Origin of the sequence: Salinispora mooreana (assembly GCF_000379065.1) — a bacterium.
Taxonomy (GTDB): Bacteria; Actinomycetota; Actinomycetes; order Mycobacteriales; family Micromonosporaceae; genus Micromonospora; species Micromonospora mooreana.
The window spans coordinates 1179814-1194023 of record NZ_KB900614.1; the positions used below are offsets into that span (position 1 = coordinate 1179814).

General features: G+C 66.4%; 24 protein-coding genes. All 24 read right to left on the reverse strand.

Annotated features, from left to right (window positions below; genetic code table 11):
- Positions 1–22 precede the first annotated feature (22 nt).
- Positions 23–676 carry an adenylate kinase gene (locus SALPAC6_RS0105590; RefSeq protein ID WP_018252459.1) on the reverse strand — a complete coding sequence of 218 codons (654 nt, stop codon included), beginning with the start codon at positions 674–676 and terminating at the stop codon, positions 23–25.
- Positions 677–2002 (reverse strand): preprotein translocase subunit SecY, encoded by a 1326-nt coding sequence (gene secY, locus SALPAC6_RS0105595; protein ID WP_018252460.1) that lies wholly within the window; start codon positions 2000–2002, stop codon positions 677–679.
- An 883-nt stretch (positions 2003–2885) separates the two neighbouring features.
- Positions 2886–3329, reverse strand: coding sequence for a 50S ribosomal protein L15 (gene rplO / locus SALPAC6_RS0105600; RefSeq protein ID WP_018252461.1), 444 nt, complete (start codon positions 3327–3329; stop codon positions 2886–2888).
- On the reverse strand, positions 3329–3511 hold the full coding sequence (rpmD, locus tag SALPAC6_RS0105605) for a 50S ribosomal protein L30 (protein WP_012015110.1): 183 nt from the start codon (positions 3509–3511) through the stop codon (positions 3329–3331). Before rpmD ends, rplO begins: the two co-directional genes overlap by 1 nt.
- On the reverse strand, positions 3511–4125 hold the full coding sequence (gene rpsE / locus SALPAC6_RS0105610; RefSeq protein ID WP_018217050.1) for a 30S ribosomal protein S5: 615 nt from the start codon (positions 4123–4125) through the stop codon (positions 3511–3513). The genes rpmD and rpsE overlap by 1 nt, the downstream gene beginning before the upstream one ends.
- Positions 4126–4159: 34 nt before the next feature.
- A complete protein-coding gene (rplR, locus tag SALPAC6_RS0105615; protein ID WP_018252462.1) occupies positions 4160–4549 on the reverse strand; it encodes a 50S ribosomal protein L18 in 390 nt (129 codons plus the stop codon).
- Positions 4546–5088, reverse strand: coding sequence for a 50S ribosomal protein L6 (rplF, locus tag SALPAC6_RS0105620; protein WP_018252463.1), 543 nt, complete (start codon positions 5086–5088; stop codon positions 4546–4548). The genes rplR and rplF overlap by 4 nt, the downstream gene beginning before the upstream one ends.
- Before the next feature lie 16 nt (positions 5089–5104).
- Positions 5105–5512 carry a 30S ribosomal protein S8 gene (gene rpsH, locus SALPAC6_RS0105625; protein WP_018217053.1) on the reverse strand — a complete coding sequence of 136 codons (408 nt, stop codon included), beginning with the start codon at positions 5510–5512 and terminating at the stop codon, positions 5105–5107.
- Between the two features lie 93 nt (positions 5513–5605).
- The gene (locus tag SALPAC6_RS0105630; protein ID WP_007073023.1) at positions 5606–5791 is read right to left on the reverse strand and encodes a type Z 30S ribosomal protein S14; all 186 of its coding nucleotides are present in this window, start codon (positions 5789–5791) and stop codon (positions 5606–5608) included.
- Position 5792: 1 nt separating this feature from the next.
- The gene (gene rplE / locus SALPAC6_RS0105635) at positions 5793–6362 is read right to left on the reverse strand and encodes a 50S ribosomal protein L5 (protein ID WP_018222587.1); all 570 of its coding nucleotides are present in this window, start codon (positions 6360–6362) and stop codon (positions 5793–5795) included.
- Positions 6362–6682 (reverse strand): 50S ribosomal protein L24, encoded by a 321-nt coding sequence (rplX, locus tag SALPAC6_RS0105640; RefSeq protein WP_013288626.1) that lies wholly within the window; start codon positions 6680–6682, stop codon positions 6362–6364. Before rplX ends, rplE begins: the two co-directional genes overlap by 1 nt.
- The gene (gene rplN, locus SALPAC6_RS0105645; protein ID WP_007073026.1) at positions 6679–7047 is read right to left on the reverse strand and encodes a 50S ribosomal protein L14; all 369 of its coding nucleotides are present in this window, start codon (positions 7045–7047) and stop codon (positions 6679–6681) included. Before rplN ends, rplX begins: the two co-directional genes overlap by 4 nt.
- Positions 7048–7145: 98 nt before the next feature.
- Positions 7146–7421 carry a 30S ribosomal protein S17 gene (rpsQ, locus tag SALPAC6_RS0105650; RefSeq protein WP_012015117.1) on the reverse strand — a complete coding sequence of 92 codons (276 nt, stop codon included), beginning with the start codon at positions 7419–7421 and terminating at the stop codon, positions 7146–7148.
- Positions 7418–7654, reverse strand: a complete 237-nt coding sequence (gene rpmC, locus SALPAC6_RS0105655) for a 50S ribosomal protein L29 (protein WP_012015118.1) — start codon at positions 7652–7654, stop codon at positions 7418–7420. The genes rpsQ and rpmC overlap by 4 nt, the downstream gene beginning before the upstream one ends.
- Complete coding sequence (rplP, locus tag SALPAC6_RS0105660; RefSeq protein WP_007465292.1) at positions 7654–8079, reverse strand: 50S ribosomal protein L16; 426 nt, start codon at positions 8077–8079, stop codon at positions 7654–7656. Before rplP ends, rpmC begins: the two co-directional genes overlap by 1 nt.
- Before the next feature lie 3 nt (positions 8080–8082).
- A complete protein-coding gene (gene rpsC, locus SALPAC6_RS0105665; protein ID WP_018252464.1) occupies positions 8083–8949 on the reverse strand; it encodes a 30S ribosomal protein S3 in 867 nt (288 codons plus the stop codon).
- The gene (rplV, locus tag SALPAC6_RS0105670) at positions 8949–9407 is read right to left on the reverse strand and encodes a 50S ribosomal protein L22 (RefSeq protein WP_018222585.1); all 459 of its coding nucleotides are present in this window, start codon (positions 9405–9407) and stop codon (positions 8949–8951) included. The genes rpsC and rplV overlap by 1 nt, the downstream gene beginning before the upstream one ends.
- Before the next feature lie 40 nt (positions 9408–9447).
- Positions 9448–9729, reverse strand: coding sequence for a 30S ribosomal protein S19 (gene rpsS / locus SALPAC6_RS0105675; RefSeq protein WP_012015121.1), 282 nt, complete (start codon positions 9727–9729; stop codon positions 9448–9450).
- Positions 9730–9741: 12 nt separating this feature from the next.
- Entirely contained in the window at positions 9742–10581 is an 840-nt protein-coding gene (gene rplB, locus SALPAC6_RS0105680) for a 50S ribosomal protein L2 (protein ID WP_018222583.1), read from the reverse strand.
- A gap of 12 nt (positions 10582–10593) precedes the next feature.
- Complete coding sequence (rplW, locus tag SALPAC6_RS0105685) at positions 10594–10896, reverse strand: 50S ribosomal protein L23 (protein ID WP_018252465.1); 303 nt, start codon at positions 10894–10896, stop codon at positions 10594–10596.
- Positions 10893–11543 carry a 50S ribosomal protein L4 gene (gene rplD / locus SALPAC6_RS0105690; protein WP_018252466.1) on the reverse strand — a complete coding sequence of 217 codons (651 nt, stop codon included), beginning with the start codon at positions 11541–11543 and terminating at the stop codon, positions 10893–10895. The genes rplW and rplD overlap by 4 nt, the downstream gene beginning before the upstream one ends.
- The gene (gene rplC, locus SALPAC6_RS0105695; protein ID WP_018252467.1) at positions 11540–12199 is read right to left on the reverse strand and encodes a 50S ribosomal protein L3; all 660 of its coding nucleotides are present in this window, start codon (positions 12197–12199) and stop codon (positions 11540–11542) included. The genes rplD and rplC overlap by 4 nt, the downstream gene beginning before the upstream one ends.
- 11 nt (positions 12200–12210) lie before the next feature.
- The gene (rpsJ, locus tag SALPAC6_RS0105700; RefSeq protein WP_007073037.1) at positions 12211–12519 is read right to left on the reverse strand and encodes a 30S ribosomal protein S10; all 309 of its coding nucleotides are present in this window, start codon (positions 12517–12519) and stop codon (positions 12211–12213) included.
- 350 nt (positions 12520–12869) lie between these two features.
- Entirely contained in the window at positions 12870–14063 is a 1194-nt protein-coding gene (gene tuf / locus SALPAC6_RS0105705) for an elongation factor Tu (RefSeq protein WP_018252468.1), read from the reverse strand.
- Positions 14064–14210: the final 147 nt, after the last annotated feature.

Consider the following 14210-nt stretch of genomic DNA (forward strand, 5'->3'; position numbering starts at 1 on the left):
GTCTCTTCCGCGGTGCTGCGGCTCAGCCGCTGTAGGACCGCAGAGCGTCGATGGCACGGACGGTGACATCCTCCACCGGGCCGGTGGCATCGATGCCCACCAGTTTGCTCTGGGCCCCGTAGTAGTCCACCAGTGGCGCGGTCTTGTCCGCGTACTCCCGCAACCGGGTGGCGATGGTCTCCGGCTTGTCGTCGTCGCGCTGGAACAGCTCGGCGCCACACCGGTCGCACCGCCCCTCCTGACTGGGGGCGTCGAACTCGACGTGCCAGACCTTGCCACAGCCCCGGCAGGTGCGCCGGCCGGAGAGTCGCCGGATGACTTCGTCGTCATCAACCACTAACTCCAGCACCAGGTCCAGCGCGGTGCCCAGGTCGACGAGGAGCTTGTCCAGCGCGGCCGCCTGTGGGGTCGTCCGCGGGAAGCCGTCGAGGAGGAAACCCGCACCGGCATCCGGCTCGGCGAGCCGGTCCCGGACCATGTTGATGGTCACCTCGTCCGGCACCAACTCGCCAGCGTCCATGTACCGCTTGGCCTGGACCCCGAGGGGCGTGCCCTGCGAGACGTTGGACCGGAAGATGTCCCCGGTCGAGATCTTCGGCACCGCGAGATGCGCGGCGACGAACTCTGCCTGCGTGCCCTTACCCGCACCCGGCGGGCCAACCAGAACGAGTCTCATCTACCGCAGGAACCCTTCGTAGTTCCGCTGCATCAGTTGGCTCTCGATCTGCTTAGTGGTCTCAAGACCGACACCAACCATGATCAGCACTGCGGTACCGCCGAACGGGAAGTTCAGGTACTGCTGGCGGTCGAGCCAGATGAAGAAGAAGTTCGGCAGGATCGAGACGACGGCCAGGTAGAGGGCGCCCGCCAGGGTGATCCGGCTGAGGATGAAGTCGAGGTAGTCGGCGGTCGGCTTGCCCGGACGGATACCCGGGACGAAGCCGCCGTACTTCTTCATGTTGTCCGCCACCTCGGATGGGTTGAAGGTGATCGAGACGTAGAAGTACGTGAAGAAGATGATCAGCAGGAAGTAGACCACGATGTAGATCGGGCTGGTCGGGTCGACCAGGTTGTCCCGGATCCACACCTGGGTCCGGCCCGGGTCGGTCTGGTCGAAGAACTGCAGGGCCAGCTGCGGCAGGTAGAGCAGTGACGAGCCGAAGATGACCGGGATGACACCCGCCTGGTTCACCTTCAGCGGGATGTAGGTGGACGTGCCGCCGTACATCCGCCGGCCGATCATCCGCTTGGCGTACTGCACCGGGATCCGACGCTGCGACTGCTCGATGAAGGTGACCGCGGTGATGATGAGCAGCACCAGGGCGACGACGAGCAGGAACTTGGCCCAGCCCTGGCTCTCCTTGATCGTCCAGCCCTCGGCGGGGAGCCGAGCCGCGATCGAGGTGAAGATCAGCACGGACATGCCGTTACCGACGCCCCGGCCGGTGATCAGCTCGCCGAGCCACATCACCACGCCGGTGCCCGCGGTCATCGTCATGACCAGGATGCTCAGGGTCAGCCAGTCCGGGATACCGGTGTCTTCCGGGATGATCGGGAACTGGTCGCACTGGTTGTTGAAGAGCTGCCCGGAGCGGGCCAGCGCAACGAAGGCCGATGCCTGCAGGACACCGAGCCCAAGGGTCAGGTAGCGGGTGTACTGCGTGATCTTCGCTTGGCCGGCCTGGCCCTCCTTACGGAGCTGCTCCAACCGGGGAATCACCACAGTCAACAGCTGCAGGATGATCGACGCGGTGATGTAGGGCATGATGCCCAGCGCGAAGACCGAGAGCTGCAGCAACGCCCCACCGGAGAAGAGGTTGAGCAGATTCAGTACACCGGTGCTGCCCTGGGTCGCATCGATACACTTCTGCACGTTGGTGTACGACACACCGGGGCTGGGCAGCGCGGCGCCGAGGCGGTAGATCGCAATGATGCCGATCGTGAACAGCAGCTTCTTGCGCAGGTCAGGCGTACGGAACGCACTGAGAAAGGCAGACAGCAAGTTCTTCCTCCTGCGCGAAGGCCGCGTGGCCATTCGCCAACACGGGCACCATCAGACTGGCGACCTAGACGACGCCGAGATCACACCCTAACAGGCTTGCCCAACACCACACCACTGGGTGCCGACATGTCTCGTTCCGCCAGGCCCCGGCATACGAGGCTGGCAGACGATGGACTGAACCTCCACGGCCTCCCACATCGGGGGCGGAGCAGCCCACGCGCGCATCAGGCTACAAGAGAGCGACGCATCAAATTATCAAGTCGATATTCTTCTATTGACCCAGCACCACCCGTGCGCTAGCGTGCAGAACTGTTGGCAACTATAGCGAACAGCTGGGGCGACTCCCGCGCGCCCCGATCCCGGCCCCGGCCTCGATCTCGGCCCGGTCCTGAGGTAACCACCACACTGGTGAGCGACTCAGTCCATCCGGGCCTCGGGCGCGCCTCCACCGTGATCGGTGACATCCACATCAGGTACGCGAATGCGAAGTGGCATCGTGACCACTACTGCTGCGGGGCTTTGCGTGCGCCCGCTCCGTAGGGCGGCAGAATCTGGAAGCAAGGCTCGCTCTGCCCGCCGGCCATTGAGAAATAGATCTACCCGGGATCCACACGGCCGTATTTCCCGAAGCTACCGCAGCCGCGCCAAAGGCCGCCCGCAAGACTGCGGTCTCACTCTTTCGGGAAACATGACAACCGGTTGCGGTCGGCATTAACAAAAACGCTGTACGACGCTCCGAGTTGCTCAATCAGCCAGTGACCACACCGCAGCAGATGCGGGACGCCTCACCCTCCCCGAGAACCAGGCCCGCCCGCATAACAGTGGCCAACGAGTTGCGGCGTGGGCAGGATCGGCTTCCCGACCTGCCCACGCCGCGGAACTCCTACAGCTCGGTGATCGAACCACCGGCAGCAGTGATCTTCTCCTTGGCCGACGCGCTGAACGCCTGCGCCGAGACCTGGAGGGTCACGCCACCGAGGTCACCGGTACCGAGAATCTTGACCGGCTGGCCCTTCCGGACCGCACCGGCATCAACCAGCTCGGCCGGGCCGACCTGGCCGCCGTTCGGGAACAGCTCGGCGAGCCGCTCCAGGTTGACGACCTGGAAGGTCACCTTGAACTTGTTCTTGAAGCCCTTCATCTTCGGCAACCGCATGTGGATGGGCATCTGCCCACCCTCGAACGCCGCCGAGATGTTCTTCCGGGCCTTCGACCCCTTGGTACCGCGACCGGCGGTCTTGCCCTTGGAGCCCTCACCACGACCCACCCGGGTCTTGGCCATCTTGGCACCCGGCGCCGGACGCAGGTGGTGGACCTTGATCGTCATTACTCGACCTCCTCGACCTTCACGAGGTGGTTGACCGTGAAGATCATGCCGCGAATCTCCGGACGGTCCTCCTTGACCACCACGTCATTGATCCGCTTGAGCCCGAGCGAACGCAGCGAGTCCCGCTGGTTCTGCTTGGTCCCAATCTCGGACCGGACCTGGGTGACCTTCAGGCGAGCCATCAGGACGCCACCTCCGCCCGCGATGCCAGCATCGCCGCCGGCGCAACATCCTCAACCGGCAGGCCCCGCCGGGACGCGACGGCCTCGGGGGACTCAAGCCCCTTCAGCGCCGCCAGCGTGGCGTGCACGATGTTGATCGGGTTGGACGACCCGAGGCTCTTCGAGAGCACATCGTGAATGCCGGCGCACTCCAGCACGGCACGGACCGGACCGCCGGCGATGACGCCGGTACCGGCCGAAGCCGGCTTCAGCAGCACGACGCCAGCGGCATCCTCGCCCTGCACCGGGTGCGGAATCGACTGACCGATCCGCGGCACCTTGAAGAAGTGCTTCTTGGCCTCCTCGACACCCTTGGCGATCGCCGCGGGCACCTCCTTGGCCTTTCCGTAGCCCACACCGACGGTGCCGTCGCCGTCGCCCACGATCACCAGGGCGGTGAAGCTGAAGCGACGACCACCCTTCACGACCTTTGCGACGCGGTTGATTGCGACGACCCGCTCAAGGTGCGGGGTCTTCTCGACGGGCGCGTTTCCGCGGCCGCCCTCACGGCGGTTGTCGCGGCGACCACCCTCGTTGCCACCGGACCCGCCGCCACGGCGCTGTTGACCTGGCATCAGCAGCCTTCCTTCTCTCTCGTGACGGGGTTTGTCAGAACTCGAGCCCGGCTTCGCGGGCGGCGTCGGCTAGCGCGGCGACCCGCCCCGCGTACCGGTTGCCACCGCGGTCGAAGACGACCTTGGCGATACCAGCGGCCTTTGCCCGCTCGGCGAGCAGGACGCCGACCTTGCCGGCCAGAACACTCTTGTCGCCCTCGGTGCCCCGCAGCGAGGCATCCAGGGTCGAGGCCGACACCAGGGTGTGTCCCCTGGTGTCGTCCACGATCTGGGCGACGATGTGCCGCAGCGAACGGGTGACCACCAGGCGGGGACGCGCGGGCGTCCCACTGACCTGCCGGCGGACCCGGAAGTGCCGGCGCGCCCGCCCGACGGCGCGCTTGGCGGCGACACCGCGGCGGCGCTTGAGCAGCGTGGCGCTCACTTCTTACCTGCCTTTCCGGCCTTACGGCGGATCACTTCACCCTGGTACTTCACGCCCTTGCCCTTGTAGGGCTCCGGCGGACGGATCTTCCGGATGTTCGCGGCGACCTCACCGACCAGCTGCTTGTTGATGCCGGCCACGTGGAACAGCGTCGGCTTCTCCACCGAGAAGGTGATACCCTCCGGCGCCACCACGATGACCGGGTGCGAGAACCCGAGCGCAAACTCGAGGTCCTTGCCCTTCGCGGTTACCCGGTAACCGGTGCCCGCGATCTCCAGACTCTTCCGGTAACCCTCGGTCACGCCAATGATCATGTTGGCGACCAGGGTACGGCTCAGTCCGTGCAGTTCCTTGGCCTTGCGCTCGTCGTTCGGGCGAGCCACGTTAAGCTGCCCGTCCTCCGCCCGCTCGATCGTGATCGGCTCGGCGACGGTGTGCGAGAGTTCGCCCTTGGGGCCCTTGACCGTAACGGTCTGGCCGGCGATCGTGACGTCAACGCCGGCTGGCACCGGGATCGACTTACGTCCAATACGCGACATTTCTACCTGTCTCCCGTTACCAGACGAAGGCGAGGACTTCCCCGCCAACGCTCCGCTTGCGGGCCTGCCGATCGGTGAGCAGCCCCTGGGACGTCGAAATGATCGCCACACCAAGCCCACCGAGCACCCGCGGGAGCTCACCCGACTTGGCGTACACCCGAAGGCCGGGCTTGGACACGCGCTTGATGCCGGCCAGGCTCCGCTCGCGGTTCTGGCCGTACTTCAGCTCGACGACCAGTCGCTTGCCGACGGCGCTCTCCTCGGGCTCCTCGACCAGCCAGGTGCTGATGTAGCCCTCGGACTTGAGGACCTCGGCGATATTCGCCTTGATCTTCGAGTAGGGCATCGTCACCCGGTCGTGGTACGCCTGGTTGGCGTTACGCAGACGCGTGAGCATGTCTGCGATCGGGTCGGTCATCGTCATTAAACTCGTCAACCTTTCTCGCCGGGGTTCCCGGGTGTTCCCGGGCCTACGGCGAAGAGACAGTGCAGCTGACGCGCGGAGCGCGCCGGGCTATTACCAGGAAGCCTTGGACACGCCGGGCAGCTCACCGCGGTGGGCCATCTCCCGGATGCAGACCCGGCAGAGACCGAACTTGCGGTAGACCGCCTTCGGACGCCCGCACCGCTGGCAGCGGGTGTACGCGCGAACCGAGAACTTCGGCTTCGCGGCCGCCTTGAGGATCAGCGCCTTCTTGGCCATCTCAGTTCTCCTTGAACGGGAAGCCCAGGAACTTGAGCAGCGCCCGGCCCTCATCGTCGGTCGTGGCGGTGGTGACCACCGTGATGTCCATGCCCCGCTGGCGATCGATCTTGTCCTGGTCGATCTCGTGGAACACCGACTGCTCGGTCAGACCGAACGTGTAGTTGCCGTTCCCGTCGAGCTTGCGCCCATCGAGACCGCGGAAGTCACGGATACGCGGCAGCGCGATGGAGAGCAGCCGGTCCAGGAACTCCCACATCCGGTCGCCGCGCAGAGTGACCTTCGCGCCGATCGGCATGCCCTCCCGCAGCTTGAACTGCGCGATGGACTTGGTGGCCCGCCTCACCTGCGGCTTCTGGCCGGTGATGGTGGCCAGGTCGCGGACCGCCCCGTCGATCAACTTGGCGTCCCGAGCGGCCTCGCCGACACCCATGTTGACGACAATCTTGACCAGGCGCGGCACCTGCATCGGGTTGCCGTACTTGTACTGCTCCCGCAGCTGGCCCACGATCTCGTTGCGGTACCGCTCCTTGAGGCGCGGCATGGTCTTGGTTTCGGTAGCCGTGGTCATCACAGGTCCTTACCGGTGCTACGCGCGATGCGGACCTTCTGGCCATTGTCGTCGATCCGGTAACCGACCCGGGTCGGCTTGCCGTCGGAGTCCAAGACCATCACGTTCGAGACGTGGATCGGAGCCTCCTGGGTGACGATGCCACCGGTCTTCGCGCCACGCTGGGTGGTGCTGATGCGGGTGTGCTTCTTGACCCGGTTCACGCCCTCGACCAGGACCTTGTCCTGCCGCGGGTAGGCCGCGATGACCTTACCCTTGGCACCCTTGTCCTTGCCGGCGATGACGACGACCGTGTCGCCCTTCTTGACCTTCACGGTCACAACACCTCCGGCGCGAGAGAGATAATCTTCATGAACCGCTTGTCCCGCAGCTCCCGGCCAACCGGGCCGAAGATACGGGTGCCACGCGGATCCCCACCGTCCTTGATGATGACGGCGGCGTTCTCGTCGAAGCGGATGTACGAGCCGTCCGGCCGCCGCTTCTCCTTGGCGGTACGGACGACGACCGCCTTCACGACATCGCCCTTCTTGACACCGGCACCCGGGATCGCGTCCTTGACGGTGGCCACGATGACGTCGCCGATGCTCGCGTAGCGCCGACCGGAGCCGCCGAGCACCCGGATGCACAGGATCTCCCGGGCACCCGTGTTGTCGGCGACGCGCAGTCGCGACTCCTGCTGAATCACGTCTATCTCCTATGTCTGCCGGTTCTCCGGCCGCACCACGGCGGCCGGAGCCTGGCGGAACCTGCGCCCGACCGGAACCGGCCGAGCTCGAGCCTTCGCTACTTGGCCTTCTCGAGGATCTCCACGAGCCGCCACCGCTTGGTGGCAGACAACGGCCGGGTCTCCATGATCAGGACCCGGTCGCCGATGCCGGCCGAGTTCTGCTCGTCGTGGACCTTCAGCTTGCTGGTACGGCGCATGATCTTGCCGTACAGCCCGTGCTTGACGCGGTCCTCGACCTCGACGACAACGGTCTTGTCCATCTTGTCGCTGACCACGAGGCCCTCACGAACCTTCCGGCGGGCCCGCGTGGTCGCGGTGGTGTTCTCGCTCATCCTGCAGTCACCTCAGTCGGCGCGGCCGAGAGCCCCAGCTCACGTTCACGCATGATCGTGTAGATCCGGGCGATCTCCCGACGAATGACCTGCAGCCGCCGGTTGTTGTCCAGCTGCCCGGTTGCGGCCTGCACGCGGAGGTTGAACAGCTCCGCCTTAGCCTCGCGCAGCTTCGTGACCAGCTCCTCCTCGGAGAGTTCACGCAGCTCGGCGGCCTTAACGCCCGCTGCCATCAGGATTCACCCACTTCGCGTGTAACAATCCGGCACTTCATCGGGAGCTTGTGAATCGCGCGGCGCATCGCCTCACGCGCGATCTGCTCGTTGGGGAAGGACATCTCGAAAAGAACCCGCCCCGGCTTCACATTCGCGACCCACCACTCGGGGGAGCCCTTACCGGAACCCATCCGGGTCTCCGCCGGCTTCTTGGTGAGCGCCTGGTCCGGGAAGATCGTGATCCAGACCTTGCCACCACGCTTGATGTGCCGGGTCATCGCGATACGCGCCGACTCGATCTGGCGGTTGGTCACGTAGGCCGGCTCGAGAGCCTGGATCCCGAACTCGCCGAACACCACCCGGTTACCGCCCTTGGACGCGCCACTGCGGTCCGGGTGGTGCGGCTTGCGGAAGCCCTTCGGGGGCTTGCGCGGCATCAGCATCTGTCAGCCCTCCTGCTGCGTTTCTGCCGGCTGGGTGGCGACCGACGCGACCGCGCCAGCGTCCACCGACTCGCCGCTCGGCGTCTCGGCCGCCTGCGCGATGGTGGTCGCGGCGGCTCGGCCGGCCTCGGTGCCACCAGCGGTGGTCCCGGACGAACCAGACCTACCCCGACGCGGACGCTCCGAGCGGTCGCCACGCTCCCGGCGCGGACGCGACGGAGCCTCCGCCGGGGTCTCCCGGCCCGGCACCGCGTCGCCCTTGTAGATCCACACCTTCACACCGATCCGGCCGAAGGTGGTCCGGGCCTCAAAGAAGCCGTACTCGATGTTGGCCCGCAGCGTGTGCAGCGGGACCCGGCCCTCGCGGTAGAACTCGGTCCGGCTCATCTCGGCACCACCGAGCCGCCCCGAGACCTGCACCCGAATGCCCTTGCAGACCGGGTTCTTCATCGCCGACTGCATGGCCTTGCGCATCGCCCGACGGAAGCTGACCCGGCTGGAGAGCTGCTCGGCCACGCCCTGCGCGACGAGCTGCGCGTCCGACTCGGGGTTCTTCACCTCGATGATGTTGAGCTGGACCTGCTTGCCGGTCAGCTTCTCCAGCTTCCCGCGGATCCGGTCGGCCTCAGCACCCTTACGACCGATCACGATGCCCGGCCGGGCGGTGTGGATGTCGACGCGGACCCGGTCCCGGGTACGCTCGATGTCGACCTTGGAGATTCCCGCCCGCTCCAGGCCCTTGGACATCATCCGCCGGATCTTGACATCCTCGCCGACGTAGTCCTTGTAGAGCTTGTCCGCGAACCAGCGCGACTTCCAGTCGGTCGAGATGCCGAGCCGGAACCCGTGCGGGTGAACCTTCTGACCCATTACTCGGCACCCTCCGTCTTGCTCTCGGTCGCAGCTGGCGTGGTCTCCTTCGCCGGGGCCGCCTTCTTCGCCGCCGCCTTCTTCGGCGCAGCCGGCGCGACCGCCTCAACCACCACCGTGATGTGACAGGTGCGCTTCCGGATCCGGTACGCCCGGCCCTGGGCGCGCGGCTGGAACCGCTTCATCGTCGGGCCCTCGTCCACGTACGCCTCACGGACGAGCAGCGCGTCGGGGTCCAGCCGCTCGTTGTTCTCCGCGTTGGCGATCGCGCTCGCGAGTACCTTGTACACCTGCTCGCTCGCGGCCTGTGGCGCGAACTGCAGCACCGTGAGCGCCTCCTTCGCGGGCAGGCCGCGGACGAGGTTGACCACCCGGCGCGCCTTCATCGGCGAGATGCGCACGTACCGCGCAACCGCCCGCGCGCCCGGAAGCACCGGAGCGTCGCCCTTTCCTGGCATCGCTGTAACCCCTTGTTCCTCTATCCGTATGCCCGCGGCGTCAGCGCCGACGGCTCTTCCGGTCGTCCTTCTCGTGACCCTTGAACGTGCGGGTCAGCGCGAATTCGCCGAGCTTGTGCCCGACCATCGCCTCGGTCACGAACACCGGGACGTGCTTGCGTCCGTCGTGCACAGCGATCGTGTGACCCAGCATCTCCGGGATGATCGTCGAGCGCCGCGACCAGGTCTTGATGACGTTCTTGGTGCCCTTGTCGTTCTGCGTCTCCACCTTCTTGAGCAGGTGGTCGTCGATGAACGGGCCCTTCTTCAGGCTGCGAGGCATCTCTTATCTCCCTCAGCCGCGCTTACGCGTGGCGTAGCGACGGCGGACGATCAGCCGGTCACTCGGCTGGCCCTTACGGCGGGTACGGCCCTCGGGCTTACCCTGCGGGTTGACCGGGTGACGGCCACCAGAGGTCTTACCCTCACCACCACCGTGCGGGTGGTCGACCGGGTTCATGGCCACACCACGGACGGTCGGGCGCTTGCCCTTCCACCGCATCCGGCCGGCCTTACCCCAGTTGATGTTTGACTGGTCGGCGTTGCCGATCTCACCAATGCTGGCCCGGCAGCGCACGTCAACCCGGCGGATTTCACCGGAAGGCATACGCAGGGTCGCGTAGGCACCCTCCCGGCCGAGTAGCTGGATTCCCGTCCCCGCGGAACGAGCCAGCTTGGCACCGCCGCCCGGACGCAGCTCCACGTTGTGGATGGTCAGACCGACCGGGATGTTCCGCAGCGGCAGGTTGTTGCCCGGCTTGATGTCGGCGCCCGGACCCGACTCGACGATGTCGCCCTGCTTCAGGTCCTTCGGCGCGAGGATGTACCGCTTCTCGCCGTCCAGGAAGTGCAGCAGCGCGATCCGCGCGGTGCGGTTCGGGTCGTACTCGATGTGCGCGACCTTCGCCGGCACGCCGTCCTTGTCGACCCGCTTGAAGTCGATGATTCGGTACTGGCGCTTGTGGCCGCCACCCTGGTGCCGGGCGGTGATCCGGCCGTGGGCGTTACGCCCGCCCTTCTTCGGCAGCGGCGCCAGCAGCGACTTCTCCGGCGTTGACCGGGTGATCTCGGCGAAGTCGGCAACGCTCGAGCCACGCCGGCCCGGCGTCGTCGGCTTGTACTTACGGATAGCCATTGTCTACACCCCTCAGCTGACCGGGCCGCCGAAGGCCTCGATGCGGTCACCGTCAGCCAGCTTCACCATCGCCCGCTTGGTGTCCTTGCGCTTGCCGAAACCGGTCCGGGTCCGCTTGCGCTTGCCCGCACGGTTGAGCGTGTTGACCGTCAGGACGCGGACGTTGAAGATCTGCTCAATGGCGATCTTGATCGCGGTCTTGTTCGCGTCCGGGTGCACCAGGAACGTGTACCAGTTGCGGTTCAGCTCGCTGTAGCTCTTCTCCGAGACGACCGGCGCAATGATGATGTCGCGCGGGTCGGCGATCGTGCTCACTTGCCACCCTCCTCGGTGGTCTCAGCGGGGACGCCCAGGAACTCCTCCAGGGCCTCCTTGGTGAAGACCACGTCGTCAGCCAGCAGCACGTCGTACGTGTTGAGCTGGCCGGACTCGATCAGGTGCACCCGCGGCTCGTTGCGCAGCGACACCCAGTTCAGCTCGTCGGTGCTGCTCAGCACCACCAGCACCCGGCGTGCGTCGGTCAGCTTCGCCAAGGTGGCCAGGGCCGCCTTCGTTGACGGCTTCTCGCCGGCGACGAACGCCTCGACGACGTGCACCTTGTCGGCGCGGGCCCGGTCCGAGAGGGCACCCCGCAGCGCGGCGGCCTTCATCTTCTTCGGGGTCCGCTGGCTGTAGTCGCGCGGCACCGGGCCGTGCACCACGCCACCCCCGGCGAACTGCGGGGCGCGGATCGAGCCCTGGCGGGCCCGGCCGGTCCCCTTCTGCTTGTAGGGCTTCTTGCCGCCGCCGGCGACCTCGCCCCGCGTCTTGGTCTTGTGCGTACCCTGTCGGGCCGCCGCGAGCTGAGCCACCACAACCTGGTGCATCAGCGCGATGTTGGCCTGCGCGTCGAAGATGTCAGCGGGCAACTCGACGGAGCCGGCCTTGCCACCTTCGACGGTGAGGACATCAACGGTGGTCACTTGGCCGCCCCACCCTTCTTCGCCTTGGCCGCAGTGCGAACCAGGACCAGCGCGCCCTTGGGGCCAGGGATGGCACCCCGGACGAGCAGGAGATTGTTCTCGGTGTCAACCGCCTGGACGGTGAGGTTCTGGACGGTGTAGCGCGCACCACCCATCCGGCCGGCCATCCGGGTGCCCTTGAAGACGCGCCCCGGAGTGGCGCAGCCGCCGATCGAGCCCGGCGAACGGTGCTTGCGCTCCACACCGTGGCTGGCGCGCAGGCCGTGGAAGCCGTGCCGCTTCATCGGGCCGGCGTAGCCCTTGCCCTTGGTCTTTCCGGTCACGTCGACCGAGATGCCGGCCGGGAACTCCTCGACCGTGACCTCCTGGCCGAGCGAGTACTCGGCGGCGTCGGTCGTGCGCAGCTCAACGACGTGTCGGCGCGGCGCGACCTCGGCCTTGGCGAAGTGTCCGTTGAGCGGCTTCTTGACCTTGCGCGGGTCGATGGCGCCGTACGCCAACTGGACCGCCGCGTAGCCGTCCTTCTCCTGGCTACGGACCTGGCTGACGACACACGGGCCGGCCTGCACCACAGTCACCGGGACAACGCGGTTGTTGTCCCAGACCTGGGTCATGCCGAGCTTTGCGCCCAGGATCCCCTTGACTTGCCTGTCCATTTGTCCGATCCCTACAGCTTGATCTCGATGTCGACGCCAGCCGGCAGGTCGAGGCGCATGAGCGAGTCGACCGTCTTCGGGGTCGGGTCGATGATGTCGATCAGCCGCTTGTGCGTGCGCATCTCGAAGTGCTCGCGCGAGTCCTTGTACTTGTGCGGCGAACGGATAACGCAGAAACGGTTGATCTCCGTGGGCAGCGGCACCGGGCCTGCGACCTGCGCCCCGGTGCGCGTCACCGTCTCGACGATCTTCCGAGCCGAGGAGTCGACGACCTCGTGGTCATAGGCCTTGAGCCGGATGCGGATCTTCTGTCCCGCCATAGTGGCTTCTGTTCCTTCTCTCGATGCCGCTGTGTTGCGGACGCCTGCGCCGTGTGGCACCGGGCCCGCTTCGCCGACCCCCGCGGTCGGGCGTGTCGCGCCCTCGGTTCAGAATCCCGCCCCGGGATTCCGGAGCGATCCTGCCGCGGTGGGTCATCACGTCGATCGCACTACGGCGACCTAGACGCCGCGCGAGGGTGGTCGGCGCAATCGTCGCCGACCACCCTGCGCCCGACTGGTTCCCCCGCCCGGAGGTTCGGCACTGCCGAACGCAAACGGGCGAACCATCGTTACGCAACCTGACTAGTATGCCGCACGAGCGGCGGCACACCTAATCGGGGTTACCTAGCTCACTTGATGATCTTGGTGACGCGACCCGCGCCAACCGTGCGGCCACCCTCGCGGATCGCGAACTTGAGGTTCTCCTCCATCGCGACGGGCTGGATGAGCTTCACGGTCATCGTGGTGTTGTCGCCCGGCATGACCATCTCGGTACCCTCGGGGAGGGTAACAACGCCGGTAACGTCCGTGGTCCGGAAGTAGAACTGCGGACGGTAGTTCTGGAAGAACGGCGTGTGGCGGCCGCCCTCCTCCTTGGAGAGGATGTAGACCGTCGCCTCAAATTCGGTGTGCGGGGTGGCGGTGCCCGGCTTGATGACGACCATGCCGCGCTCGACATCCTCGCGCTTCACGCCACGCAGCAGCAGACCGACGTTCTCACCCGCGCGGGCCTCGTCCAGCAGCTTGCGGAACATCTCGATGCCGGTGCAGGTGGTCTTCGTCGACTTCTCACGGATACCGACGAGCTCCACCTCCTCGTTCGGCTTCAGCACACCACGCTCGGCGCGACCGGTGACGACCGTGCCCCGGCCGGTGATCGTGAAGACGTCCTCGATCGGCATCAGGAACGGCTTCTCGGTCTCGCGCTCCGGCTGCGGGATCGAGGTGTCGACCGCGGTCATCAGATCCATGAGCTTGCCGGCCCACTCCGGGTCACCCTCAAGGGCCTTCAGCGCGGACACCCGCACGACCGGCAGGTCGTCACCCGGGTACTCCTGCGAGGAGAGCAGCTCACGGACCTCGAGCTCGACGAGCTCCAGGAGCTCCTCGTCGTCAACCATGTCGCTCTTGTTGAGCGCCACGACGATGTACGGCACGCCGACCTGGCGGGCCAGCAGCACGTGCTCGCGGGTCTGCGGCATCGGGCCGTCGGTCGCCGCGACCACGAGGATCGCACCGTCCATCTGGGCCGCACCGGTGATCATGTTCTTGATGTAGTCGGCGTGCCCGGGGCAGTCGACGTGCGCGTAGTGCCGCGCCTCGGTCTGGTACTCGACGTGCGCGATCGAGATCGTGATGCCGCGGGCCTTCTCCTCCGGCGCCTTGTCGATCTCGTCGAACGGCATGTACGGGTTCAGGTCCGGGTACTGGTCGTGCAGGACCTTGGTGATGGCCGCCGTCAGCGTCGTCTTACCGTGGTCGATGTGACCAATGGTGCCGATGTTGACGTGCGGCTTAGTCCGCTCGAACTTCGCCTTCGCCACTGGTGTCCTCCTGTGGACTTTCTTGGTTCGTTCGCCCCGGCGCGCCGGTCGGCGCTTAGGACTCTGTCGACAGCCTTTCCGGCCTGACGGCCGGGAAGCCATTTGTGGGCACTGCGGCGATGAAGCCTACAGACCCGGAATCATGCC

What these genes read in the sequence shown, in the direction of transcription:
- rpmD (WP_012015110.1), bottom strand. Translation starts at nt 3,511, where the DNA reads ATGGCTCGCCTGAAGGTCACCCAGGTCCGGTCCGAGATTGGGACCAAG.
- rplP (WP_007465292.1), bottom strand. Translation starts at nt 8,079, where the DNA reads ATGCTGATGCCGCGCAAGCCCCCGAAGGGCTTCCGCAAGCCGCACCAC.
- rplF (WP_018252463.1), bottom strand. Translation starts at nt 5,088, where the DNA reads ATGTCGCGTATTGGACGTAAGTCGATCCCGGTGCCAGCCGGCGTTGAC.
- rpsC (WP_018252464.1), bottom strand. Translation starts at nt 8,949, where the DNA reads ATGGGTCAGAAGGTTCACCCGCACGGGTTCCGGCTCGGCATCTCGACC.
- rpsE (WP_018217050.1), bottom strand. Translation starts at nt 4,125, where the DNA reads ATGCCAGGTCAACAGCGCCGTGGCGGCGGGTCCGGTGGCAACGAGGGT.
- rpsJ (WP_007073037.1), bottom strand. Translation starts at nt 12,519, where the DNA reads ATGGCGGGACAGAAGATCCGCATCCGGCTCAAGGCCTATGACCACGAG.
- rplC (WP_018252467.1), bottom strand. Translation starts at nt 12,199, where the DNA reads ATGGACAGGCAAGTCAAGGGGATCCTGGGCGCAAAGCTCGGCATGACC.
- rplB (WP_018222583.1), bottom strand. Translation starts at nt 10,581, where the DNA reads ATGGCTATCCGTAAGTACAAGCCGACGACGCCGGGCCGGCGTGGCTCG.
- rplO (WP_018252461.1), bottom strand. Translation starts at nt 3,329, where the DNA reads ATGACGATCAAGGTCCACCACCTGCGTCCGGCGCCGGGTGCCAAGATG.
- SALPAC6_RS0105630 (WP_007073023.1), bottom strand. Translation starts at nt 5,791, where the DNA reads ATGGCCAAGAAGGCGCTGATCCTCAAGGCGGCCGCGAAGCCGAAGTTC.
- rpsS (WP_012015121.1), bottom strand. Translation starts at nt 9,729, where the DNA reads ATGCCTCGCAGCCTGAAGAAGGGCCCGTTCATCGACGACCACCTGCTC.
- rpsQ (WP_012015117.1), bottom strand. Translation starts at nt 7,421, where the DNA reads ATGAGCGAGAACACCACCGCGACCACGCGGGCCCGCCGGAAGGTTCGT.
- rpsH (WP_018217053.1), bottom strand. Translation starts at nt 5,512, where the DNA reads ATGACGATGACCGACCCGATCGCAGACATGCTCACGCGTCTGCGTAAC.
- rplV (WP_018222585.1), bottom strand. Translation starts at nt 9,407, where the DNA reads ATGCCAGGAAAGGGCGACGCTCCGGTGCTTCCGGGCGCGCGGGCGGTT.
- rpmC (WP_012015118.1), bottom strand. Translation starts at nt 7,654, where the DNA reads ATGGCAGCGGGCGTTAAGGCCGCCGAGCTGCGTGAACTCTCCGAGGAG.
- rplE (WP_018222587.1), bottom strand. Translation starts at nt 6,362, where the DNA reads ATGACCACGGCTACCGAAACCAAGACCATGCCGCGCCTCAAGGAGCGG.
- SALPAC6_RS0105590 (WP_018252459.1), bottom strand. Translation starts at nt 676, where the DNA reads ATGAGACTCGTTCTGGTTGGCCCGCCGGGTGCGGGTAAGGGCACGCAG.